This window comes from Thalassomonas sp. RHCl1, assembly GCF_947387555.1.
In the GTDB taxonomy this organism is placed as follows: Bacteria; Pseudomonadota; Gammaproteobacteria; order Enterobacterales; family Alteromonadaceae; genus Thalassomonas.
Map to the genome: position 1 here is coordinate 1 of NZ_CANDNZ010000008.1, position 25518 is coordinate 25518.

Here is a 25518-nt window from a genome sequence, read left to right on the forward strand (position 1 = left end):
GTCAGATGTTTTTGTAAGGACTCTAACTCAATATTTTTCATAGTGTTGAACTCTGTGTACAGCAATCCATACAGTATATATAAGTAAGACCAACACTAAATGCAAACACAGCCTGATTTTTACAGTACTTTGTACTATGACTAATAGGTGAATCATTCACCAACGGAGGGCTTAACAAAGAGAAACAGCAGATAAACCAAGCGCTCCCCCTAAGTGCTATAACACTCAGAGGAAGCTAACCACAACAGATATAGAAGGTATCCATCATGGCTAACTCTAATGATATGCCAGAGTTTCACTCGGTTAAAGTTTCTTTAACAGAAAATATACCTGACCTTATGCCTAACCCCGGGCACCTGTCCATAACCTGTAGCAAGCTTGCCCATCACTGTGTACTACCAAGTATCATAGGAGGGCAGTATCATGTCTGAATCAACTAGCCCAAATGCTGACTATGAAACTAAACGAAAGCAGCTATCGAGTGAATGCCTTGATCTTTGTGACGACTTTAGCAAGTTTAGCGATGAATGCTCCTTTCTCTGTGATGCCTTCGCCGCGGTTGCCCGCGAACCCGAATGCATCACCCCAGAAACGAGTGAAGGTATCTGGTATGTAAGCTATCGCTTAAAAATTCAGATAAGAGGCTACCGGGATAAAATGGATAAGATCCTCCAGGGATTACGCGATCTTAAGCCTGAACAACCAGTTTAACTAATCGACTTAACTAACAGGAAAATGCTTGGGTGAGCTAACACTGGCAACCTGGTATCTTGCAGGCTCACCCGGCTTAAAATTCTGCCCTATTCTCTACCTGACATAAGCTACTAACACCGTATTTAATAAACGCGCCCTTACATTCGTATTTTCCAGGCCAAAATTTCTCTTCATCCATAAAGCCACTCAATACCAACCCCCATATATAAAAAAACCTTATCGTCAAAGGCAATAAGGTTTAAAAACTACAGAGTGTAATGATACTTACCACTAAGGTATCTATCGTTAGTTTTGGAAAATTGCTTCAATCGACAGATTTTGCTGGCTTAATACTAAGGCTTGGGTGTCCGTGCTTGTTCTTGTTTATCTCTGTCAGGGCTATAAAAAGCTTAATTTGCCACCCCCTCGCTCAAACCTCAGAGAAATATCACCGTCAGAGCTAACCTTAAAAGGCCGCCCACCATAAAGAAATGCAGATTCAAATGCTGTAGTTCTTGCACCAGCATGGCTTCCTGCGGAAGGATGAGTTTCAACCATGGCCCCGAATGATAGAATATTTCTATCATCAAAAATCACAGCTCCATCCATGCTTGCAAGTTCAAGCATAATCCGTTTTTTGCGAGCAGACATTGTTTGAATGCCCATGCCAATGCCAACTACAGATGGAGCAAGCATTGTCCTTGCAGAATCCATATTTTGATTATCTAGTAACAATGACTCCCTATTTACAATATGATCGATTACATCATGACCGGGATCATAAATTAACAATGCCCCGTGCCGTTTATAAGAAAGGTCTAGTAACACTTCAAATATATTACATCCAATTCGGTAATCACCTGATATATCACCAATACTATTCTTAAGTGTTTGAACATCGTAAACGTGCCACCGACCTTTTCGACAAGACGCAAGCAGACCAAGCGAATTCATGATAAGGATGTCACCCTTGATAGTCACATGAAAAGAGAATTGGCCTTGTTCTAGTGCGCAAGCAAATGGCTGTAAAAATTCAGGGTTGAATTTATAGTCACTAGTATCATTAATTTGTGACCAGTCAATTTGCTCATAAGCAACCAAATTAGCTTCAGAATCAACCTTTAAATATGTTTGCATGCTCGTAGAAAGCGGATCTAGCAGCTTCTGTATAGATGAATTCGTTATGTCACTGTTCCCATTATCACCTGGAGATATCATTAAATTGGTACTTACGGGTATATTTTCATATGTTCTAAACAACATCTCTTCAGCATAAGCAATAAACTTATACCAATTTGTGGTCGAGCTATGCCTGCTTAGCCAAAACAGTGATATTTCTTGAGTAATATTTTTTCTTGCAGAACTAGAAAGTATTGGTGGTAAATTTTCTAACCAAAGCTGTGATTTCTCCTGGCAGAATTCATGCAACTCAGAGAGCAAAGGAGTCAATCCTCTGTGTGAATTAATATACCAAGTTAAATCACCAATAGTAAGACTTCTCCGAGATGTACTTTCATCGGATTCAAACCATTGAGGAACAGAATCTATTACAGATTCAAATATAAACCTTTCTCTCAAACCAATCTCCATTAATTATTCTACACCCTAATACTTAAGGATTTCTCTCTTATCGAAGCATGAGATACGAATGCTTCGGTGTTGAGCTAAATTGCTCAATTAGCCCGAAAAAACAATAAGGGAACCCACAAATTGATGTTTCTATATTTCAATATGGGGTTATAAATAAGCTTTTAAATTCATTAGAAAATATATGATTAAGTTTCTTATACTTAATGCCAGTAAATCGTACTTTAGAGCGCTTAATGGATTTACGTCGTAGGTTAATAACAAAAGCTGAAACACCCTGCGGGAAAGTGTTTCATAAAGTGTGGGTCTTTTAATGGTTTTGTCGCCACTGTTGTAATATCACCGGACAGAAGCTTGAGTTTATCAGTCGTAGGTAAACATTTTCAGACAAAAAAATACCAGTCAAATGACTGGTATTTTGTCGGGTTAAGCTGCCGTAACTATGAAACGGCAACCACCTGTTCATCAAAGACATAATCCAAGATGCCCATGGCAGCCTTTCGGCCCTGGTCGATGGCGGTAACCACTAAATCTGAGCCCAGTACCATATCGCCACCGGCAAAGATATTGCCTTTGCTGGTTTGCAGGGCAAACTGGCTGTTGTCTTTGGCTATTACCCGTCCTTTGGTGTCCACTTCAACACCGGCATCTTTCATCCACTGCGGCGGGCTGGGCAGGAAACCAAAGGCGATCACGACCGCATCGGCGGGCATCACAAATTCAGAGCCTTCGATAACTTCGGGGTTACGGCGGCCATTGGCATCCGGCTCGCCAAGCTGGGTTTTAACAAATTTAACGCCGATGGCTTTACCTTGTTCGTTAACGGCAATATCCAAAGGTTGCAGGTTAAACTCAAAGTTCACTCCTTCTTCCTTGGCGTTTTGTACTTCACGTGGTGAGCCCGGCATATTGGCTTCGTCACGGCGATAGGCACAGGTCACATTGGTTGCACCCTGGCGCACTGAGGTTCTGACACAGTCCATGGCGGTATCTCCGCCCCCTAAAACGATGACTTTTTTACCTTCAAAATTAACGTAAGGCTTGGCATTTTCGGTAATGCCCATCAGTTGCTGGGTATTGCCGATCAAAAAGTCCAGGGCATTATAGACGCCGTTGGCGTTTTCGTTGTCAAAGCCGCCGGTCATATCGGTATAAGTGCCTAAGGCTAAAAATACCGCGTCATATTCCTGGCTTAAACTGTCAAAGCTGATATCGACGCCGACATTGGTATTTAAGTGAAATTCTATGCCCATGCCTTCAAAGATTTCGCGGCGGCGTTTCACTACAGATTTTTCCAGTTTAAAGGACGGAATGCCAAAGGTCAGCAGGCCGCCGATTTCGGCATTTTTATCATAAACCACGGCTTTAATGCCGTTGCGGGTTAAGACATCGGCACAGGCAAGGCCAGCCGGACCCGCGCCTATTACCGCGACCTTCTTGCCGGTTTGGATCACATGGGACAGATCCGGTTTCCAGCCCTGCTCAAAGGCGGTGTCGGTAATGTATTTTTCGATATTGCCGATAGTGACGGCGCCGAAGTCATCATTGAGGGTACAGGCGGATTCGCATAACCTGTCCTGTGGGCACACCCGGCCGCACATTTCCGGCAAGCTGTTGGTTTGGTGGCATAAGTCGGCGGCTTCAAAAATCTTGCCTTCGGTCACCAGTTCCAGCCATTGGGGAATATAGTTATGTACCGGGCATTTCCATTCGCAATAGGGGTTGCCGCAGTCCAGGCAGCGATCTGCCTGGCCCTGGCTCTGGTCACTGCTCATCGGCTGGTAAATTTCGACAAAGTCGATTTTACGCTGCTCTACCGGCTTTTTTGGCGGATCGATGCGTTTGACGTCGATAAACTGATATACATTTTTACTCATGTGCTTGTGTTCCTCATTCCGCGTTATTGTGCCTGAACGCGAAGTTCAGCAGACGAACGACTACGATGCCCCAACAGGGTTTTTACATCGGTTGCTGTGGGTTTCACCAGCTTAAACAGCGGGGCAAACTTATCAAAGTTGCTCAGTATTTCCTGTGCCCGCAAGCTGCCGGTTTCTTCCAGGTGCTGGTTGATAATGCCGCGCAAATGCTCCTGGTGGATCACCAGGTCTTCAATCGGCAGCATTTCAATGGACTCGTTGTTTAAACGTACGCTAAGGTCGTCGGCTTCATCCAGCACATAGGCAAAACCTCCGGTCATCCCGGCACCGAAGTTTACGCCGATATCCCCTAGGATGGTGACGATACCGCCGGTCATATATTCACAGGCATGATCACCTGTGCCTTCAATTACCGCATGGCAGCCTGAGTTACGTACCGCGAAACGTTCACCGGCACGGCCACAGCCGAATAACTTACCGCCGGTGGCGCCGTATAAACAGGTATTACCCATGATCATGGTTTTATGGCTTGGGTACTCGACCCCTTTAGGCGGTTTAACGGTCAGCTTGCCGCCGGTCATGCCTTTACCGACATAGTCGTTGGCATCGCCGGTTAAGATCATCTCCAGGCCGCCGGCATTCCAGACGCCGAAGCTCTGGCCTGCGGTGCCACACAGATGTACTGTGATCGGGTTGCTGGCCATGCCCTGATCGCCGTGATGACGGGCAATCTCCCCGGACAAGGCGGCGCCAACAGAGCGGTCGGTATTTTGAATATTAAACCTGAATTCGCCGCCGCTGGCATGGGCGACACTGTCGGCGGCCGCTACCAGCATTTGCTGGTTCAGGGCGCCTTCATCGAACGCGACATTGGCTTCGGTTTGATGCAGGGCGGTATTTTCGCCGGCAACAACAGGGGCAATAATCGCTGACAAATCCAGTTTTTGCTGCTTGGCGGTAAAACCCGGCAGTTGCTCCAACAAGTCGGTGCGGCCGATAATGGCGGTCAGGCTTTCAACGCCGAGTTTTGCCAGGATCTCGCGCACGTCCTGGGCGACAAATTTAAAGTAATTCATCACTTGGTCCGGCAGGCCTTTAAAGAATTCATCCCTTAAGACCTGATCCTGGGTGGCAACACCTGTGGCGCAGTTGTTTAAGTGACAAATACGCAGGAATTTACAACCTAAGGTCACCATAGGGGCGGTACCGAAACCGAAGCTTTCCGCGCCCAGGATGGCGGCCTTGACGATATCGATGCCGGTCTTTAAGCCGCCGTCTACCTGTAAACGTACCTTATGGCGCAAGCCGTTGGCTACCAATGACTGGTGGGCTTCGGCCAAGCCTAATTCCCACGGACAACCGGCGTATTTTACTGAGGTTAGCGGGCTGGCACCTGTACCGCCATCATAGCCTGAGATGGTGATAAAGTCGGCATAGGCTTTGGCTACACCTGAGGCGATAGTGCCGACACCCGGACCGGAAACCAGTTTCACTGATACTATGGCTTTCGGGTTGACCTGTTTTAAATCAAAAATCAGCTGCGCCAGATCTTCGATAGAGTAAATATCGTGGTGCGGCGGCGGTGAGATTAAGGTGACGCCAGGCACGGAAAAGCGTAATTTGGCGATCAAAGGGGTGACCTTATCGCCGGGCAGCTGGCCCCCTTCTCCGGGTTTTGCCCCTTGAGCGACTTTGATTTGCAGCACATCGGCATTCACCAGGTAATGCGGGGTTACCCCGAAGCGACCGGAAGCAATTTGCTTGATGCGGGAGTTTTTCACGGTACCGAAGCGACGTTGATCTTCGCCCCCTTCACCCGAGTTGGAAAAGCCCCCCAGGCGGTTCATGGCGATCGCCAGCGCCTCATGGGCTTCCGGACTTAAGGCGCCGATGGACATGGCGGCACTGTCAAAGCGCTTAAACATTTCACTCTCGGCTTCCACCCGGCCAATATCTATACTCTCGGTATCTTCTTTAAGGGCTAATAGATCTCTTAACGTTGCGACCGGGCGTTGGTTAACCTCATCGGCGAATTTTTTGTAATCACCATAATCGCCGCTTTGTACCGCACTTTGTAAGTAGTTGACAACATTAGGGTTAAAGGCGTGATATTCACCACCATGCACGTATTTCAATAAACCGCCGTGGTTGACTTTCTGGTGCGGTAAAAAGGCTTTGCGCGCCAGGTTAATGTTATCCTGTTCGATATCGACAAAATCTGCGCCCTGGATGCGGCTCGGCAGATCCGGGAAACAAAGTTGCATGATATTCTGGTGCAGGCCCACCACTTCAAATAAACCGGCGCAGCGGTAACTGGCGATGGTGGAAATGCCCATTTTAGATAAAATTTTCAGCAGGCCTTTATTGATGCCGTCGCGGTAGTTTTTCACCGCCTGTCGCGGAGTTAAATCGATTTGTCCCTTTTCTACCAGCTGTTCCACGGTTTCAAAGGCCAAAAACGGGTAGATAGCGGTGGCACCAAGACCTAACAAGACCGCAAACTGGTGGGAATCCCGCACCGAAGCGGTTTCGACAATAATATTGGAGTCGCAGCGCAGCTGTTCATTGACCAGGCGCTGTTGTACCGCACCGACCGCCATGGCCGCCGGGATAGGCAATAAGCCCGGATGTATCTGGCGATCCGATAACACTAAAATAACGGTATTTTTGTTACGTACCAGATCGACCGCTTCATCACATAAACGGCGGATGGCGCTTTCCAGGCCTTCGGCGGGATCATAGTTCAGGGTCAGGGTGTCGGAGCGGTAATGCTCGGGATCGAGTTCCCGTAACTGTTTTAACCCGGTATACATAAGTACCGGCGTGGCAAATAAAATCCGATCGGCACCGCCTGTGGTTTCATTAAAAACATTGTGTTCGCGGCCGATACAGGTGGCCAGGGACATCACATAACGTTCGCGCAGGGGGTCAATCGGCGGGTTGGTGACCTGGGCAAACTGCTGACGGAAATAGTCATATAAGGTACGTGCCTGGCTAGAAAGCACCGCCATAGGGGTATCGTCCCCCATAGAGCCTGTGGCTTCCTGGCCGTTTTCTGCCAGGGTTTTTACTACCTGCTGAATTTCTTCATAGCTGTAGTTAAACATCTTATGGTACTGGCTGAGTTCATGATCGGTAAATACCCGCTGGCCGATCAATTCGGCGGTCAGCTGATCAAACGGCACCAGGCGGCGGATGTTGGTATCGAGCCACTCGCGATAGGGATGTCTGACTTTTAATTCATTGTCGATATCGGAAGAGTTAAAGACCTTGCCGGTATAGGTATCCAGGGCAAGCATTTCCCCCGGGCCAACCCGGCCTTTTTCAATCACTTCATCTTCGCCGTAATCCCAGATCCCCACTTCTGAGGCCAGGGTAATAAAACCGTTGCGGGTGATCACATAACGGGCGGGGCGCAGGCCGTTGCGATCCAGGTTACAGGCCACATGTCGGCCATTGGTCATGACCACACCGGCGGGACCGTCCCAGGGCTCCATATGCATGGAATTAAATTCATAAAAGGCTTTAATATCATCGTCCATGCACGGGCTGTTTTGCCAGGCCGGTGGCATAAGTAAGCGCATTGCCCGGTATAAATCCATGCCGCCAGCCAGGAACAGCTCCAGCATATTATCCAGCGAAGAAGAGTCAGAGCCGCTTTCGTTAACAAAAGGCGCGGCATCCTGAAGATCCGGTAATAACGGTGATTTAAAACGGTAGCTGCGCGCCCGACTCCACTGGCGGTTACCGCTGATGGTGTTGATCTCACCGTTATGGGCGAGATAGCGGAAAGGTTGTGCCAGATGCCATTGCGGCGAGGTATTGGTGGAAAAACGTTGATGGAACACACAAATGGCGCTCTGCATGCGGATATCTGCCAGATCCAGATAAAAGTTCGGCAGATCCACCGGCATCATCAGGCCTTTATAGATAGTCACCAGGCAGGACAGGCTGGCGATATAAAATTTCTCGTCATTACTGCGTTTTTCTGCGCGGCGGCGCGCCATATATAAACGTCGCTCCAGATCCCGGTTACGCCACCCCGGAGGGGCATCAACAAAAATCTGCTCTATTTGCGGCAGGTTGCTGGCGGCAATTTCCCCTAAAATCGAGGGATCTGTCGGCACGGTACGCCAGCCGACAATAGTCAGGGTTTCCTGTGCAAGTTCTTCTTCAAGTATTTGTTTGGAGAGGGCAGCTTCAACGGGATCTGTGCTTAAAAACACCATGCCGACGGCATATTTGCGCCCCAGTTGCCAGTTGTTTTCTTCGGCGATGGCGCGGAAGAAACTGTCGGGTTTTTGCAGCAATAAACCGCAGCCGTCACCGGTTTTACCATCGGCGGCAATACCGCCGCGGTGTTGCATGCGGTCAAGGGCGGAAATCGCGGTTTTAATCAGCTTATGGCTTGTTTCCCCGGTTTGATGGGCGATTAAACCAAATCCACAGTTGTCTTTTTGAAAGTTGGGATCATAAAGCTGCATTTTCTTCTTCTCCTAATAAAAAAGCGTTTGAGCATAGGAAGATTAAAAAAGAATATTTTTATGCTTTAATTGCATAAATATCCTGTTTTAGCCCAAAAGGAACATTTTACACTAAACACTTATTGAGCAAAGGTCAACAAAAATAGAGCTTTTGCTCGTAGTTTATTTTCACTAAATAGGGTAATTTAATTACTCTATTTTCACTATAAACAGCAATTATTATATTTTTAAAGGGCTTGTGATGAGTGTCGAGTTTCCGAAAGCTTTCAAAAAGCCCATCAAAATGTAATAAAATTACAAAATTGGCAATGTGAATGTATATTCAGAAATTATTCATTTATTCGGCAAGCAGTATAGACAAGTTTGCTTATTGCTTGATTCATCAGGGATTATGAAATAAACAGGTTGCATGAATATGACGCACTACTATAACGCACCAATATCAGTGCCGTGTTTTATTGTTGGTTGTGTGATCAGCCAGGCAGGAGCCGGTGGAGTTATAAAAAGGGGGAAGCGGGGTGATGGCAACACAGATACTTTCAGGAAAATATCTGTGTTGGATACTTTTAAACTTAAGGCTGGTAGCCGCCGGCTATGCCTTTGGTGACGACACTGACCGCGTCATGGGCATGCAGGGATTCCAGGTGATTTATTTTCAGCCAGAAATCATCATAGCCAGCTTCCAGGTTCATGGCATGTTGCAAGCGGCGGGCGGCATCTTCACAGAACATCAGGTTCTGGCCGTTTAAACGGGCAAATTCTTGCTCGTCTTCCCGTTTTACCGCAGCCTGTACCGGGGTTTGCAAGGCGCCTTCTATGGTGTCCACCAGGTCGGTGATGGGGAAATCATTTACCTTTTGGTTAAGCTTAACCTTAATTTCTGCAACCGAGCGCTGGCTATGAGGAGTGGCCACTATGCCTTCTGTGGTGCCCAGCCATTCATGGATATCCGCCAGGTTGGCTTCACCGTTATCGGAGAACTTATCGACAAACGCTTTTTGGATCAGCTGGCGTGCCAGTGCGGCGGAGCACGGACAGGTGGAAGAGTATCTGACATCTATGGCCAGCTCAATATCCAGGGCGCCCTGGTTCAAGCGGCCGGTTATTACCACGGGATAGGCTTTCCAGCCTGATTTACCGCTGATCAGTGATTTTCTGCGCAGGTGATAATCAAAACGGAACTGCACTTTGGCGTTGTCGCTTAAATCCTGGTGACTGCTGATAAAGCCGTCGAGTAAAGTCACCAGGTTCTGGTGATTCAACACCTGGTTACTGGATAACTCATCAAGCAGCAAGTAAAGGCGCGACATATGAATGCCTTTTGCCTTTGGCTCTTTGAGGTTAACAAAGGCGTCAACATGAGCTGAAACCATACGCTCGGCTTCATCTTTTGAGGCAACCATCACTGGCATCTCAATATTACCCATACCTACCCAATCCAAGGTGCCCTCGGTTTGTGCTGTGGTGTGGTTGGCAATATCAGGCATTGATGTCGGCATTACTACTCCGCTTGGTAAAAACAGCAAAACAAGGGGTTTTGCTGGTAAAATTAATTTAAGGGCGCATATTCTATCTCAATTCCTGCACAGATCATTACTATTATTTCGCTTAAATAGGTCTAAATTTTATATTATTTGCTTATAGCCCATGTAAAAGCGGTTATTTTTTGAAAAAATCCCGTTCAAACCGTCGCCAATGTTAGCTATTTATTGCTTATTTCTATTAGCGGGCCAGATATCAGCGGCTAAGCATTTGCTGCCTATTGCTTGTACTAAAGTGTTACCTTTTATTACTTTCACCGGATCCTGTGATGCCCTTGGGGAATTTTATTGTTATGCTAGGGCAATAATTGTCGTATTAATTACAGGGAATTGCGGTGTTAGATGTTAAGCAACTAGACGAAGAGTTATTAAATGGTTATTTAGAGCAGCTGGACAAAAGCATTATCGCAAAAATGCTTGATTTGTATCTGCAGCAATCCCGGCTTTACCTGGAGGAAATTTCTGCTGCCGTGGAAGCTGACTCGCAGGAACAATGGCAGGATCGTTGCCACAAAATGAAAGGCGCTGCCGGCAGCATAGGGTTAAAGCAATTGCATGCCAAGCTGGTGATGGCAGAGAAGTTTAGTGAAGCGCAAAGCCAGAAACGCCAGTTGCTGGCGGAAATTCTGGAGTTAAACGATACCGCGATTGCGGCTTTTAAAGGCTGGTTAGAGCAGCTTTAAAAGCCGTAATGGTTTTTGATTATTCTACGGTACCTACAAAGCGGTAACCTTCACCATGTATGGTGTTGATCAGCTCTTGCGGGTTTTCGACAGATTCAAAATGTTTACGTAGGCGTCTGATGGTGACGTCTACGGTTCTGTCATTGGAACGTAGATCCCGGCCGGTCATTTCTTTGATCAGCTGCTGACGGGTGACAATTTGCCCGGAATTTTCGATCAGTAATCTTAAAGCGCGATATTCGCCACGTGGGATAGAAAAAACATCTCCCTGTGGTGACGTCATTTTTCTCGAGTTACCGTCCAGGGTCCACTGATTAAATTTAATCACGGCATTTTCGGTTTCATTCCGGTTATGCCCTATCCGGCTTAAGATGTTGCGCGCCCGGATAGTTAATTCCCTGGGGTTAAAAGGTTTGGTGAGGTAATCATCCGCACCTATCTCCAACCCGAGTATCTTGTCGATATCACTGTCCCGACCGGTTAAAAAGATCAGGCCTAAATCCGGTTGGTTGGACAATTCTCTTGCCAGCAGCAGGCCATTTTTGCCGGGCAAATTAATGTCCATAATGATCAAATTGATGGCATTTTGCTGTAATTTACTGTCCATGCTGTCGCCATCTATGGCCTCGGACACGAGATATCCTTCTGCTTCGAATAAGTTTCGAAGGTTAAAGCGAGTAACATCTTCATCTTCTACGATAAGAATATGAGGTTTTTGCATGTGATATCTTCCACTAACAATGTCAAATTAGCATACGTAGTTGCTATTGGTTGGGGTTTTGTTAACAAAACAACCCGGTATCTTATATAACCTGATTATAAATAACAATAACCTTTGTCTTTCCCTGAGCCAATAGTTATTACATATATATATTAAAAAAAATCTGTTTTATCTATTAACTTGCAGATTTTACAACTGGAAAGTGAATATCAAAGCTGACGCCCTTGTTGATTTCACTTTCAAATTGAATGCTGCCGCCAAGTGCCTGTGTTACTAAATTGTAGACCAAATGTAAGCCTAAGCCACTACCACCGGCCCCTCTTTTTGTGGTAATAAAGGGATCAAATATTTTGCCCTTGATAGACTGGCTGACACCTGTGCCGTTATCCCGGTAATTGATGTGCAGCTGGCCGCTTAAATTCATCACGGTAATGCTGATCACGCCGTCGTCTTTACCCTCAAAGCCATGGAGGATAGAGTTGACGATCAGGTTGATCAATATCTGGTTGATGGGCCCGGGTTTACTGATCACCACCAGATCGCCCGGGCAATTGAGCTCGAGCTCAAAAGGTTTTTGTTTGATTTGCGGCGCCAGGGTCAGGAAGACCTCGTTAATCAATTCTTTGACATTAAAGGTGCGGTCCTGTTCACTGGACTGGTCTACCGCCACCCGTTTAAAGCTGGAAATTAAATCGGCGGCGCGGTTGAGATTACGGTAAACAATGGCGACGTTTTCCTGGCCTTCATTAAGGAATTTTTTCAGCTGGCTTGATTTTAAGGTTTTGTTTTCAAAGGCATCTTTAATGGCATTAAGACGATCTGACAATAAGGTTGATGCCGTAACCCCCAGGCCAATCGGGGTATTAACTTCATGGGCAACCCCCGCCACCATGTCCCCGAGGGAAGCCATTTTTTCACTTTCCACCAGTTGTCCCTGGAACTGGTGCAGTTTTTCCAGCGTCGACAACAGTTCCTGATTTGATTCTTTCAGCGCCTCGGTTCGCTGGCTGACCTTGTCTTCTAGTTCGTGGTTCAGCTTTAATATCTGCTGTTCGGCATTATCCTGCTTGGTAATATGTTTACTGGTCCTTGAGAGCATAATATTGAGGTTGCGGGATAGAATATCCAGCTCCTGATACGGCATGTCCTGGCATCTTAAGGTGTAGTTTTTATGCTGGGAAATATCCTGTACCGTGCCGATCAGGCTTTTTATCGGCACAGTGATCATCCGGTGTACCCTGATGATGATCAACAGGGTAAAGCACAGGGAAACCGTGAAAACGACAGCGGCAATAATAATGGTTTTCTGGATGATCTCTTTAACTTGCTCTGTGCTCGACTGGATATAAAGATAGCCGTATATCTTTTGCTTCTTGATGGGGATGATCAGCTCAAGAAAGTTCTCGGTATAATTGGTGGTTGTTAACTTGTCTATTTCGCCTATTTTGTCCGGAATTGCCGGAAAATTTTCATCCCGGTTATAACTGGTAAAAAATTCAATCTCTTCGCTGTCATCCTGTAGTCGGTAGATATGTACGTAATTGATGTATGGGATGTTTTTTATATCCAACAACAGGTCATGCAGACCATCATGGTCATTGGCTTCGAGGTAGCTGATACTGCGACTGGCGATGGTTTCGGCGCTGTACTGGCTTTCAAGTTCGATATTTTGCTGGGCATTGTCAACGAAAGTCATGGCAATAAATGAAATGCCGATAATCTGGATCAGGCATACTCCACCGGTAATTAAAAACAACAGGTGACGCTGGATAGACTTGATTTTTGCGGATGATGTCATAAGCCAGGGATCAAATTAATTCTTCATTGTTACAGGCGACTACTTGGATGATTGTAGAAAAGTGGAGATAGATCAACCATATTTTAACAAATACATCAGATAAAACATACATCAGGTTATTATGTCTGCCGCCCTATCTTATCTGAGAATGATAAATAGCAAAGCCTTTTTCATTGATCAGCGTCGTGGTCGTACCAATAGCGCTCTCCATAATGGGTTTATAGCTTAAAAAGTTGTTGGCCACTATGGTGACGTTGCCCTTAGGTTTAAGGTGTCCCTTAATTTGTTTGAGAAAACTCTCCGTCGCCCCGTAGTGGGTTTTCACCCCCTGGTGAAACGGTGGGTTGGAGACGATATGCTGGTATTTTCCCCTGACCTCAGACAAGCTGTTAGAAGGAAATACTGTGCCGTTTAAACCGTTTATTGCCAAGGTTTTTTCTGCCGAAGCCAGGGCCAGGGCGCTGACATCCAATAATGCCAGTTGTGCCTGTGGATATTTTTTACCGATAAAGCAACTGATCACCCCGGCGCCGCAGCCAAAATCCAGCAGTTCGCCTTCAAGCTTGGCGGGCAGGTTATTGAGCAAGAGTTCGGTGCCTTTATCCAGGGCGTTTTGGCTGAAAACACCGGGCAGGGAAGCGATTTCCAGTTTGATATCACCCAGGATAAAGTGATAGTGCTTAAACCAGGCATTGATATCAAAGGCCGGTTGCTTTGTGTTGGCCAGGCCGCTGAACAGGGTGCAGTGGCGGGCGGAATCTACCTTGCCGATATGGTGAATATAATCTGCGGCTAATTTGCCAGTGGATTTTACTCCGCCCTTATTTTCTCCGACGATCAATATCGGCGTGTTTTCAGCCAGCTGCGGATTGATCATTGCCAGGGTAAAAGCCAGTTCGGCTTTGCTTTTCGGAAAAGCAATCACCACCAGATCGTGTTTTTTACTGCTTTGATACTGGCTGTCAAAAACAAATTCGGCCTTACCCGGGTAACTTTGTTTTAATGCCAGGTGGTGCTCAAAGTTATTATTAAAGCAAGTGATCTTGCTGTTTGGGTATTGCTCAAGGTAGGCGGCAAGTAAACCGTCGGCGGGTAAATTTATCAATAACGGGCAATCAGCCGCCAATAAATCACTGTTGCGCATAAGGAGTTGACTGGGATTGCTTAAAGACATGTTATTTACCTGTTTACTGGACGGTGACAGGCACCTTGCCTGTGATGATATCGGCTGCTATGAAAGCCGGCGCTCGCTTGATTAATCGCGCTAGTTTACCGGAAGTAAATGTTATCTTCAGTAACTGAAAGGGATTTTTCGGTAAATTATTGCCTGGTAACTAAAGGCAGGCTAGGAAAAGTCGTCAGCTCCGCTGAAAAATAAACGTATAGACGTCTATTGACAGGGAGCAAGCAAAGGTGATTAAATAGCCGCCGTCCCTTATTGAAGCCGATTGTTCAAGCCGTGATTTTCACTCGGGTTAAACCCCGACTCCCGGCGAACAGAAATCAGCGACCGCTATGCCTTCAGGCGTGGCGGAAAGGGCCAGAAGAGGAGCGTTAACCAGGTAATTATTTTGAGGAGATCAAACTCCGGTGATAAATAATGAGGGGGATTAACGCCGAGATAGCGCTATTTTTGATGATAGCGATATCGGTTGACCGGGTTGAATCCCGCCGACTGTCACCTGTTAGGTGGAGAGCTTCTGGCCTTTGCAAAAAGCCTTTAGCCTGCACCCCTTGCCGGTTTGTGCTTGATGCAAATGCCTTAAAGTTCTCCGAACGTTATGAGTTCGAGAGCAATGAATCAAACACAAGAATCCAATTTATCCCTTAACTGTCCCTTGTGGACCGCCCTGGTTACGCCTTTTTATGCCAACGGCGAAATTGACTTTACCAGCCTTGAAGCCATTGCCCGGGATCAGGCAGATGCCGGTAACGGTATCCTGCTGCTGGGCAGTACCGGTGAAGGACTGGCCTTATCCTTTGAAGAACAACTGAGTATTGTTGAATACATTTGCCGCTTGTCGTTAGCGGTGCCGCTGATGGTGGCTGTCGGCGGCCATGATCTGCCTTCACAGCTAAAGTGGATCCAGACCTGTAACCGCTTGCCGGTACAGGCCTATCTGCTGGGCAGCCCCTTGTACGCCAAACCCGGACCACAAGGGCAATATCTGTGGTTCAGCGCCCTGCTGGATCAGGCAAAATATCCCTGCATGTTATATAACGTGCCTTCCAGAAGTGGTATTGATCTGGATGTTAACACGCTGGCCAAGCTGCAACACCATGATAATTGCTGGGCGCTCAAAGAAGCCAGCGGCGAACTGGAGCAGTTCCTGCGCTACCGCCAGGCATGTCCCGAGCTGGCGTTATATAGCGGCGAAGACGCCATGATGCCCTATCTTGCCAGCGCCGGGGCCCAGGGCCTGGTATCGGTTTGCGCCAATGCCTGGCCCGAAGCGACCCGGGCCTATGTGGAATTATCCCTGGCGGCACAAAACCAGGGGTTATTTCCCTTATGGCAAAATGCCATCGCACCGCTTTTTGCCGTGGCAAATCCTATCCCGGTGAAGCAGCTGATGTTTGAACAGCAGGTGCTGAGTTCGCCGACCTTACGTCCCCCTTTGACCCATACCGAATTGCCCGACAGCCTGGCCCTGGTCCATCAGGATCAGTTGATCAGCCAATGGCAGGCACAGCGGCAGGGACAAGCCTGCCTGAACTAACCGGGCTTAGCTTTCACAATACAGTAAACGATTTAAACCATTAACAGCGGTGACATCCGGGGGAGCCCGGGGTAAGCCTCTGGATAAAAAATAATTCAGGAGTAAAGAATGAACTGGCAACAAACCATAGAACAGTTAGAAACCGGGTCGGTCAGATCCGCCTATCAGGATGAAAGCGGCAACTGGCAGGCAAATGTCGACGCCAAACAAGCGATATTGGCGGCGTTTAAAGCGGGAGAAAATGCTGAATTTAACGGCGCTTACCCGGGGTTTGTCGATAAGGCCAACCTGCCTCCCAGGCAATTCAAGGTGGAAGACAAGGTACGGTTAGTGCCGGGAGGCTCTTCCGTGCGGCGCGGCGCTTATGTTGCCCCCGGGGTGATCATTATGCCACCGGCCTATATCAATATCGGCGCTTTTGTCGACACCGGCACTATGGTGGACAGCCATGCCCTGATCGGCTCCTGCGCCCAGGTGGGGAAAAATGTCCATGTCTCGGCGGCGGTGCAAATCGGCGGGGTATTGGAACCGGTGGGGGCCAAGCCGGTGATCATCGAAGACGAGGTGTTTTTAAGTGCTGGTGTGGTGATCGTCGAAGGCATAGTGGTGAAAAAAGGTGCGGTGATCGCCCCCGGGGTGTCTTTATCGGCTTCGGTGCCGGTTTATGACTGCGTCAACCAGAAGATGCTGGAAAAAGGCGCGGCGATCCCTGAGCGTGCCGTCGTGGTGCCCGGCACCCGGCCGGTAAAAGGCGACTGGGGCAGCGATTTGGGCCTGACCATGGCCTGCGCCTTAATTGTTAAATATCGGGATGAAAAAAGTGATGCCTCACTTACGCTGGAATCCTTGTTGCGCTAGAGCTGGTTGTTATTGAGAAGAGATGTTATGAATAAAACTCCCCCTTGGTTCGATGAAGAGATCAGGCCGTTATTACAAAGACACCACAGCGGTGATCACCATGAAAACGGCTATTTTGTTTATCACCTTGATGCCCTGAAGGCGCACTTAAAAAGGCTGCAGCAGCAGGATGTGGTCAAGCTGTGGTTTGCGGTGAAAGCCAATCCGCTGTCTCGGGTGATCCGCAGTTTTAATGAGGCCGGTTTTAACTTTGATGTCGCCAGCAGCGGCGAGCTGGCGCAGGTATTGTCTCAGGAGGTGGATCCTACCCAGGTGCTTAATACCGGTCCGGCGAAATCGAAAAAACAGCTGACGGCTTTTCTGGCCCAGGGGGTGAATACCTTTGTCATTGAAAGTCTCAACCAGTTGAGCTGGCTTAATGAGGCGGCAAGCGAGCAAGGTGTTTGCCCGCAGGTGTTGCTTCGGGTGCAGCTGCAATGGCCCGAGGGGGAGAAAAACCCGTTGGGAGGTAATGAGCTGACGCCTTTTGGTTTGTCGCTAAGCCAGTGGTGCGCCATTAAAGTGGCGGATTATCCCGCCCTGGATATCTGTGGCCTGCATATTTTCCAATGGGGCAATATGCTCAGTAATGAGCGGATGTTTGCCTTATGGTCGCAAATGGTAGCGCCGCTGTTGGCATTGGCGCAGGAAATCGGCATGGGTTTAAAGATACTGGATCTTGGCGGCGGCCTGGGTATAGATTACCTGCAGCAGGGACAGGCGCTGTGTTGGCAACAGGCGCTGGCAGATCTGGCCCGGATCAAACAGGCTGCCGGGGTTGAGGAGTTATGGCTGGAGCTGGGGCGTTATGCGGTGGCTGAATATGGCTATTACCTGGCTCCGGTCGTTGATCGCAAGACTAACTTTGACAGTGAGCAACTGGTGCTGGCGGGGGGCATCAATCACCTGCTGCGCCCGGCAATCACAGATCAACCGTTTCCGGTAACCCTATTGCGCCCGTCGGAGCAAGCAGCAACATTTTTTGATATTCACGGCCCTTTATGCACCAGTTTGGATAAATTAGGCCGCCTGCCTTTGCCCGGCGATGTTGATGTCGCCGATCAGCTGGTATTTGGCTATTGCGGCGCATATGGCTTTACCGAGAGTATGCCGTTTTTCCTCTGTCATCAAATTGCCGCTGAATATGTCTATGAGCAGGGGGTCTTGCAGCAGGTGCGCGCTGCCGAGCCGGCCACCTGGTATATGAGGTAATCGTCATGAATAAAGAGCAAAAGAATCTGCTGATCAAAGAAGTGCTGCATATGGGGGAAATGGCCAGCGGCGCCGCTCTTACCGTGCCGGTCTACCGGCTAAAAGGGCAAGGCAGCGGTCCCGGTGTTTATATCCAGGCGAATATGCACGGCGCTGAAGTTCAGGGCAATGCGGTGATCTACCAGCTGCTGGAATTATTGCAGGGGTTAACTTTACAGGGGGATATTACCCTGGTGCCTTATGCCAACCCGGTGGGCTGTAATCATAAAAACGGTGAGTATACCCTGGGGCGTTTTGATCCTATTACCGGGGTTAACTGGAACCGTATGTATCATTTTAATGAGCAGCAGATCCCGGGATTTGCCGAGCAGCACCAAGAAAGCAGTATTGAAGTGATCGAACAGGCCTTTCGCGAGTTGCTCTTGGGGGATATTGCCGACAAGCTGGATCATAATGTTTTTGGCTTAACCACAGGCCAGCGCATCGCCTATCAGCTGCAAAAGATGGCGCATAAGGCAGATCTGGTGCTGGACTTGCACACCGGGCCGATTTCCAGCAAACATTTGTATTGTCCTGAATATGCCATCGACAGCGCCCGCTATTTTGATATTCCCCATACTATCGTCATTCCCAACAGTTTTGACGGCGCCATGGATGAAGCGACTTTTTGTCCCTGGTGGACGCTGCAGCAGACTTTTGGCAGGCTTGGGCGGGAGCTGGACTTTAACAAGGAAAGTTTTACCGTAGAACTGGGTTCACAGGAGCAGATAGATCTGGATGTTGCTTACCAGGATGCCCTGAGTATTTTAAGTTACCTGCAATATAAAGGGGTGATCGCTGATGGTAATTTTCAGCCACAGGCCATGACCCGCTATGCCTGTTACTTAAAAGACTATAAGGCGTTTTATTCTCCTATGGGCGGCATGGTGGATTACCTGGCAACCTTTGGCGAGCCTTTAGCGGCGGGAGAGCCGATTGCGAGAATTTTACGCATGGATAATTACGGTGACGGCGATGCCCTGCATTATTTGTCCCTGGACCGGCCGGTGATCCCGATCTTACATTTTGCCTCCGCCAGCGTAAACCAGGGCACCGAGCTGTATAAGGTGTTTTGTGAATATTTTGAGTTATAGGGAGTGGATATATAAGTCTTCGGCATACTCAAGCATGGTGAAGGCTGGAGATTTTCTGATGAATCTTTGACCATAAGATCAAAGAGATAAGGCAGCAGTGAGCAATGTGATATTGTAACTTCAATAAAAATGTTATAATATCACAGCCGTTATGAAGTCACTATTTTTGCAAATACATAAAAATCTCACTGCTATCAGCCGTATTCTGCTGATTTTTTGGGTTTTTTCGTTTTTCTCTCATGGTGCCCACTTTGATATTATCGCTGAAAGCAGCGAGCTTCAAGAATGTCACCTGTGTCAACATCACATTGATACTCCTGAAGTTTCTCCGCTGTTCTCGGGGTTTTCCGCCAACCTTTTCCTGAGGATCTCTGTCGCATTTGCTGCCGTTCCAGAGTCCGGAAATCTCTACCTTTCTCCGCCGTTAAGGGCGCCGCCGGTTTACCAGTAATTCTATCTTTTTAAAGCGGTTTATTCCTGTTTGGTCTGTTGTCGGCCGGAATAACCGTGGGTTATTTATTTGCCGGATTTTTTGCCGGATATTTACTGGAAACTAGAACAAATGCAAAACAAACAATTTTTGGTGGCATGCTCATTGGCAGCATCGCTGTCTTTTCCTGCTTGGGCGGAAAAAATTAGCGGCCAGGTAGTTGATCACAAGGGACAAGCGATAGCAGGAGCAAAGGTTACCCTTAAGGGGGATGCCAATGCGGAGCTTTATGTGACCACGGACAGCTCGGGCACCTTTATCCTGGAGCAGGTTAACCCCGGCGGCGTACTGCTGACGGTAGAGGCTAAAAACTATGCGGCAATGCAAAAATCTTTACAGCTTAGCACCCGCGATATGGCGGATTTGCAGCTAGTGCTCAGCCCGGCGGCGATAGAAGTGATCCGGGTACAGGCCAGCCCTTTTAATGCCACCAGCATCAACTCTGCCCAACCCGTGAACGTACTTTCCAGCGATGAGCTAAGGAACAAGCAGGCTTCTACCCTGGGAGAGACCCTGAAAAATGAAGTGGGTGTACATTCCACTTATTTCGGACCGGTAGCCAGCAGCCCGATTATCCGGGGCCTGGACGGCCCGCGTGTCTTAGTCACACAAAATGGCTTGGATGTCGGCGATGCGTCCCGGGTTGGCCCGGATCATGTGGTAGCGTCTGAAACCAGTACTGCTACCCAGGTTGAAGTTTTACGCGGTCCTGCCACCCTGTTTTATGGCAGCGGCGCCATTGGTGGTGTGGTGAATGTTGTCGACAACCGGGTTCCGAAATCAACGGACACTGCGGCAGAGTGGCTACTGGAGCACAACACGGTTGCGGATGAAAATCTGGCCTCCCTGAGCCTGGATTCCGGCAAAGGCAATATCGCGGTGCACCTGGATGGTTTTTGGCGTGAATCCAATGATTATGAAATTGCCGGCAAGGCAGAAATGGCAGGCGAGGAACATGACGAGCATGAAGAGCACGAGGAAGGTGAAGAGCATGAGGAACATGAAGAGCACGGTGAAAGCGGCAAGCTGGCCAACAGTGCTGCTAAATCTTCGGGTTTCACCTTAGGCAGCAGTTATTTGTTTGATAACGGCTACCTGGGATTCTCCTACGGTTTAATGAACCGTGAATACGGCGTGCCCGGCCATAGTCATGGCGGCCATGAGGAAGAAGACGAACATGAAGAGCATGAAGGTGAAGAGCACGAGGAGCATGAAGAGGCCGAAGCTGCCGATGTTTATGCCGATATGGAGCAAAAGCGTTATCAGCTGCTTACCGAGCTGACCTTTGACCAGAGCTTTATTCAGCGCTTACAGGGTAAGTTGGCGTATACCGATTACCGCCACCAGGAAATCGAAAACGGTGAGGTAGGTACCCAGTTTGACAACGAAAGCCTGGAAGGCCGGATAGATCTTTATCATCAGCATTTTGACGGCTGGCAGGGGGCCTGGACGTTCCACTATAAAGATTCTGATTTTTCCGCCATGGGAGAAGAAGCTTTCACCCCGGCCTCTACCACTAAGTCTCAGGCGGTTGCCTGGCTGGAAGAAAAGCGCTTTGGTGACTTTTTACTGCAGCTGGGGGCCAGGTATGAACATGTAACTATCTCGGCAGACGCCCTGGTGCTGGAAGGCCATGAGCATGAAGGCGAGTCGGAAGCCGCCGAAGAGATACATTTTGACAAGCAGAGCTTTGATCCGGTAAGCGCATCCGTAGGCGGTGTCTGGGATTTTGCCCCGGGTTATAACCTGGGTATGTCCCTGGCCTATTCGCAACGGGCGCCTTCGGCGGGGGAGTTGTTTTCTTACGGTCCCCATATCGGCACCAATACCTTTGAAGTCGGGGCGCTATTTTCCCTGCATGATGAAGGTGACGGTGAATTCCATCCCCACCTGACTGAGAGCGAAGGAGAGCTGGAAACCTCCTACAACCTGGATCTGACGCTGAGAAAGTATCAGGGTGACTTTAGTTATGTCTTAAGCGCCTTTTATAACCATGTAGAGGATTACTATTACCAACACGACACAGGCCTGTTCTTTAGTGAAGCACACGACCATGAAGGCGAAGAGCATGAAGACGAGGCTTTGCCTGTGCTGACATATCGCCAGGCTGATGTTGATATGTATGGTGCGGAAATCGATGTCAGCTATCAGTTGACCCCGCAAGTGAAAACCGGTGTTTTCGCCGACTTTGTCCGCGGCAAGCTTAGCGACGGCGGCAACCTGCCCCGTATTCCGCCGACACGTATCGGCAGCCAGTTTAATTACCAGGGGCAGAACTTTGATGCCGAGCTCAGCGCCAGTTATTACTTTAAACAGGACAAGTTGGCAGTCAATGAAACCGAGACTTCCGGTTACCTGATGCTGGATGCTAACTTCAACTATTATCTGGAAGGTTTTGGCAACGATGCCGTGCTGTACCTGAAAGGACAGAACCTGACCGATAAAAATGCCCGGGTACATTCTTCTTTCCTGAAAGATGTGGCGCCGCTGCCGGGACGTGGTATCAGTGTAGGCATACGCGGCAGCTTTTAGCCGCTAATATCACCGTTAATAAAAAAGGGAGCCAAAGGCTCCCTTTTTTATTCGTGATGCCGGTTGGCTTATTTCAGGCGTATCCCCTGGGCTTCTATGGTGATTTTGCCTTTTTTCATCAGGTTGCCCACGGTAGCCTTGAAGGTTTTTTTGCTGACCCCTAAGGCTCTTTTAATTTGTTCGGGCGAGCTTTTATCGTGCAGGGGGGCATAACCGTCATTGTCCGCCAGATAGGCCAATAATTTATCGCTGAAATCGATCACTTTACCTTTGCCGCCGCGGGTCAAAATCAGATCGATACGGCCATCTTCCCTTTGCTGTTTGATGTAGCCGGTGAGCTTTTTGCCGGTGCGCAGCGGCTGGAAAATTTCATTGTTATATAACAGGCCCCAGTGGCTGTTGTTGATAATGGCCTTAAAGCCTAAATCGGTTTTGCCGCCTATGGTCAACTCGACTTTTTCCCCTTGCCGGTATTCTGCCGGCCAGATATCGAGAAACCTGTCCAGTTTGCTTGAGGCCACCAGGCGTTCGGTTCTCTGGTCGAGGAAAACCCTGACCAGGTAATATTTGCCCACTTCCATCTTGGTATGTTGCTGGTTAAAGGGCACCAGCAAGTCTTTTGGCAAACCCCAGTCTAAAAAGGCGCCCATTTTGTTGACTTGTACCACTTTCAGGGAAGCAAATTCATCTACCTGGGCCAAAGGTTTTTCCGTGGTTGCCACCAGGCGATCGGCGGAGTCGAGATAAACAAACACCTCCAACCGGTCATCTGGCTGACAATTTTCGGGAAGATAACGGTTTGGCAGCAGGATTTCTCCGAGCTCACCGGCATCGAGATAAGCGCCATTATCCGTCAGGGCGATAACGGGGAGGGTGTTGAATTTACCAATAGTTGCCATAAAACTCTACAAATGAAAAAAGGGAACAAGTTATAGCGGCTATGATAACGCATAGTGGCCGTTTGACACTATGGCTTATTTACATTAGTTGCTGTTGGGCGGCAAGCTTGGCCTGGATATATTCCTGGTGGTTTAAATACAGCAGGTCGGAAATTTTACGGATAATATGCTCTTCAATGGCGGCCAGCTCGCCATCGGCATAGGCAAGCTGCCACAGCAGGCAAACCATATTGATGCGCTGCTCAAGGGAGTAATGGCGGTTAATTTTCGAAGTAAACTGGTAAAAGTCGGTGGCGTGTTCGCTCAACTTGATTGCCTGGTCGATGATTTCATCGACTTCTGCCGGGGTTAGCTGAAACTGTGCCATCAAAATTTTATTGATATGCGCTTGCTCCTGCGGGTCAAAGTGTTCGTCGGCGCGCATCACTTCGCATAACAGCACCGCACAGGCAATTTCCAGAGAGATCTCTTGCTCATTTTCAGACGCAGCCCCGTCATTTAAAAACTGAAAAAACATGGTTATCTTGGTCAGCATAGTGAATTTTCTCCCGGGATGTTTCTACTCAGTGTTAGGCTTGGCGCCTTTGATTGCAAGGACTTGCTTTTGATATTTGATAACAAAATGTTACGTCCGGGCATTGTGATGGCAATAAAAGTGCAACAAAGCCGGTAATAAAAGCCGTGTTTTATTCCCTGATCCGGATTTATTTCTCCTGTCTTTAGGCTGTTATTAATGAAATCAGCCAAAATGTAGGGGGAATTAATAATAAATAGTATTAATGACTATTCCTATTTTATTTTTACCTGCGGCAGTATATTTCTTCTTATTTTTCCCTGGCTAATACTATGAATCACCTGTCTATATCTCATTGTTAAATATGTAAAATATTATTTGGTCACACTTTTTTGGCTCGGTTTTATCATTTAGGCGCGTTTTTTGTAATAGACGGTTACATATTTGTTAAATTTGTTGCGGTAGAATTAGCTATTCTTACGGCAAAAATAATAATGCTACCCTGATTTATTGAGTGAGGACGAAGCGGTGACACGAAAAAAACAGATTATTATCCCCATAGGCATTTTACTTGCCGGTGTTGGCCTGATGGCAGGCTTGTCCAACATGAAAAAACCTCCTGAAGAAAAACCCGAAGTGGATACCACTCCGATTGTCGCCGTTGAAGATATCAGTGTTACTCCTCTCACCCTGGAAGTGGCGTCATACGGTATCGTACAGCCTAAATATGAAACCGAGCTGGTGGCCCAGGTCAGCGGCCAGATAGTAGAACTTTCCGAGGCTTTTTTACGGGGCGGCCAGGTGAAAAAAGGCCAGTTGCTGGCGCGCATCGATCCCAGCGATTATGAAGCGGCGCTTATTGATGCCCAGGCCACTATGGCATCGGCCCGCTCTGCCCTGGAAACCGAACGGGCGCAGGGAAAAGTCGCCGAGCAGGAATGGAAACGTATTACAGACAGCTCACCGACAGAGCTGAGCTTGCGCAAACCTCAGCTGGCACAGGAGCTGGCCCGGGTCAAAGCCGCGCAGGCTGCTGTGCTTAGGGCTAAACGCAACCTGGAGCGCACCGAAATCCGTGCCCCTTACGATGCCATGATCGATAGCCGTAATATCGGTCTGGGCTCTTTTGTCGGTGTCGGTACCCAGGTAGGTAAAGTGCTGGGCACGGATACAGCCGAAGTACGTTTGCCGGTTGCCGATAACCAATTGCAGTTTTTAACCGATCAGGGGGTGCATGCCCAGGTGATCTTAAACGGCGTTTTTGCCGGCAAGGAAAGGCAGTGGCCGGCGACAATCGCCCGCAGTGAAGGGGTGGTGGATAACAAAAGCCGCATGAGTTATTTAGTGGCAGAAATTAACGATCCCTATGCTTTGACCGGCAACAGCGAACCGTTACGTTTTGGCGCTTATGTTAATGCCAGCATCCAGGGAATCGAAATTGCTCATGCTGCGGTTGTGCCCCGCTATTTAGTCAATGATGGCCGGGTCGCTATCCTGGATAACGAATCTCTGTTGCGTTATGTGGACCTGGAAATCGCTCGCCAGGACGGCGCCAATGTGGTTGTTTCAAACGGCCTTAAACAGGGAGATCGCCTGATCGTGTCGGCACTGGATTTTCCGGTTGACGGCATGAAGCTGGCTTTGGGGGATGAAGAAGACGCAGCAGAAAATGATAACGATCAGCAAGCGGTAGAAAGTGACGCCGATACGCAGATTGCCAGCGTAGAGGACTAAGCC

General features: G+C 48.3%; 18 protein-coding genes and 1 riboswitch. Of the genes, 9 read left to right on the forward strand and 9 right to left on the reverse strand.

The features are described from left to right. Positions 1 to 423 precede the first annotated feature (423 nt). Complete coding sequence (locus QL234_RS20715; RefSeq protein ID WP_281559675.1) at positions 424 to 711, forward strand: hypothetical protein; 288 nt, start codon at positions 424 to 426, stop codon at positions 709 to 711. Positions 712 to 1092: 381 nt separating this feature from the next. On the opposite strand, the gene QL234_RS20720 is transcribed toward QL234_RS20715, so the two are convergent. The 4 genes from QL234_RS20720 to folE2 all read right to left on the reverse strand — a co-directional run bounded on the left by QL234_RS20720 (position 1093) and on the right by folE2 (position 10140). After that, entirely contained in the window at positions 1093 to 2283 is a 1191-nt protein-coding gene (locus QL234_RS20720) for a hypothetical protein (protein WP_281559676.1), read from the reverse strand. A 437-nt stretch (positions 2284 to 2720) separates the two neighbouring features. After that, positions 2721 to 4157 (reverse strand): FAD-dependent oxidoreductase, encoded by a 1437-nt coding sequence (locus tag QL234_RS20725; protein WP_281559677.1) that lies wholly within the window; start codon positions 4155 to 4157, stop codon positions 2721 to 2723. Between the two features lie 23 nt (positions 4158 to 4180). Then, entirely contained in the window at positions 4181 to 8641 is a 4461-nt protein-coding gene (gene gltB, locus QL234_RS20730; protein ID WP_281559678.1) for a glutamate synthase large subunit, read from the reverse strand. 572 nt (positions 8642 to 9213) lie between these two features. Further along, positions 9214 to 10140 carry a GTP cyclohydrolase FolE2 gene (folE2, locus tag QL234_RS20735; RefSeq protein WP_281559679.1) on the reverse strand — a complete coding sequence of 309 codons (927 nt, stop codon included), beginning with the start codon at positions 10138 to 10140 and terminating at the stop codon, positions 9214 to 9216. A 377-nt stretch (positions 10141 to 10517) separates the two neighbouring features. Here folE2 and QL234_RS20740 point away from each other — a divergent pair, with 377 nt between their 5' ends. Next, the gene (locus QL234_RS20740) at positions 10518 to 10865 is read left to right on the forward strand and encodes an Hpt domain-containing protein (protein ID WP_281559680.1); all 348 of its coding nucleotides are present in this window, start codon (positions 10518 to 10520) and stop codon (positions 10863 to 10865) included. 19 nt (positions 10866 to 10884) lie between these two features. Here the strand turns inward: QL234_RS20740 and arcA are convergent, their stop codons facing one another. The 3 genes from arcA to QL234_RS20755 all read right to left on the reverse strand — a co-directional run bounded on the left by arcA (position 10885) and on the right by QL234_RS20755 (position 14558). Next, a complete protein-coding gene (gene arcA, locus QL234_RS20745; protein WP_044833844.1) occupies positions 10885 to 11586 on the reverse strand; it encodes a two-component system response regulator ArcA in 702 nt (233 codons plus the stop codon). A gap of 175 nt (positions 11587 to 11761) precedes the next feature. Beyond that, positions 11762 to 13384: an ATP-binding protein gene (locus tag QL234_RS20750; protein ID WP_281559681.1), complete on the reverse strand. Its 1623-nt coding sequence runs from the start codon at positions 13382 to 13384 to the stop codon at positions 11762 to 11764. A gap of 133 nt (positions 13385 to 13517) precedes the next feature. Beyond that, positions 13518 to 14558, reverse strand: coding sequence for a methyltransferase (locus tag QL234_RS20755; protein WP_281559682.1), 1041 nt, complete (start codon positions 14556 to 14558; stop codon positions 13518 to 13520). 362 nt (positions 14559 to 14920) lie between these two features. Next, positions 14921 to 15092: riboswitch (Lysine riboswitch) on the forward strand. A gap of 88 nt (positions 15093 to 15180) precedes the next feature. On the opposite strand from QL234_RS20755, the gene dapA reads away from it, so the two are divergent. The 6 genes from dapA to QL234_RS20785 all read left to right on the forward strand — a co-directional run bounded on the left by dapA (position 15181) and on the right by QL234_RS20785 (position 22368). After that, positions 15181 to 16104, forward strand: a complete 924-nt coding sequence (gene dapA, locus QL234_RS20760) for a 4-hydroxy-tetrahydrodipicolinate synthase (protein WP_281559683.1) — start codon at positions 15181 to 15183, stop codon at positions 16102 to 16104. A gap of 108 nt (positions 16105 to 16212) precedes the next feature. Beyond that, the gene (locus QL234_RS20765) at positions 16213 to 16962 is read left to right on the forward strand and encodes a 2,3,4,5-tetrahydropyridine-2,6-dicarboxylate N-succinyltransferase (RefSeq protein ID WP_281559684.1); all 750 of its coding nucleotides are present in this window, start codon (positions 16213 to 16215) and stop codon (positions 16960 to 16962) included. A gap of 27 nt (positions 16963 to 16989) precedes the next feature. Further along, positions 16990 to 18213, forward strand: a complete 1224-nt coding sequence (locus QL234_RS20770) for a PLP-dependent decarboxylase (protein WP_281559685.1) — start codon at positions 16990 to 16992, stop codon at positions 18211 to 18213. Positions 18214 to 18218: 5 nt separating this feature from the next. Continuing rightward, positions 18219 to 19346, forward strand: a complete 1128-nt coding sequence (locus tag QL234_RS20775; protein ID WP_281559686.1) for a succinylglutamate desuccinylase/aspartoacylase family protein — start codon at positions 18219 to 18221, stop codon at positions 19344 to 19346. A 151-nt stretch (positions 19347 to 19497) separates the two neighbouring features. Beyond that, positions 19498 to 19797 (forward strand): hypothetical protein, encoded by a 300-nt coding sequence (locus tag QL234_RS20780; protein WP_281559687.1) that lies wholly within the window; start codon positions 19498 to 19500, stop codon positions 19795 to 19797. A gap of 111 nt (positions 19798 to 19908) precedes the next feature. Next, positions 19909 to 22368, forward strand: a complete 2460-nt coding sequence (locus QL234_RS20785) for a TonB-dependent receptor (RefSeq protein WP_281559688.1) — start codon at positions 19909 to 19911, stop codon at positions 22366 to 22368. A 68-nt stretch (positions 22369 to 22436) separates the two neighbouring features. Here the strand turns inward: QL234_RS20785 and QL234_RS20790 are convergent, their stop codons facing one another. Both QL234_RS20790 and QL234_RS20795 read right to left on the reverse strand, forming a co-directional pair. After that, positions 22437 to 23267, reverse strand: a complete 831-nt coding sequence (locus QL234_RS20790; protein WP_281559689.1) for a S1-like domain-containing RNA-binding protein — start codon at positions 23265 to 23267, stop codon at positions 22437 to 22439. 79 nt (positions 23268 to 23346) lie between these two features. After that, entirely contained in the window at positions 23347 to 23802 is a 456-nt protein-coding gene (locus QL234_RS20795; protein WP_281559690.1) for a TerB family tellurite resistance protein, read from the reverse strand. Between the two features lie 507 nt (positions 23803 to 24309). Between QL234_RS20795 and QL234_RS20800 the strand changes: the two genes are divergently transcribed. Beyond that, positions 24310 to 25515: an efflux RND transporter periplasmic adaptor subunit gene (locus tag QL234_RS20800; protein ID WP_281559691.1), complete on the forward strand. Its 1206-nt coding sequence runs from the start codon at positions 24310 to 24312 to the stop codon at positions 25513 to 25515. Positions 25516 to 25518 lie beyond the last annotated feature (3 nt).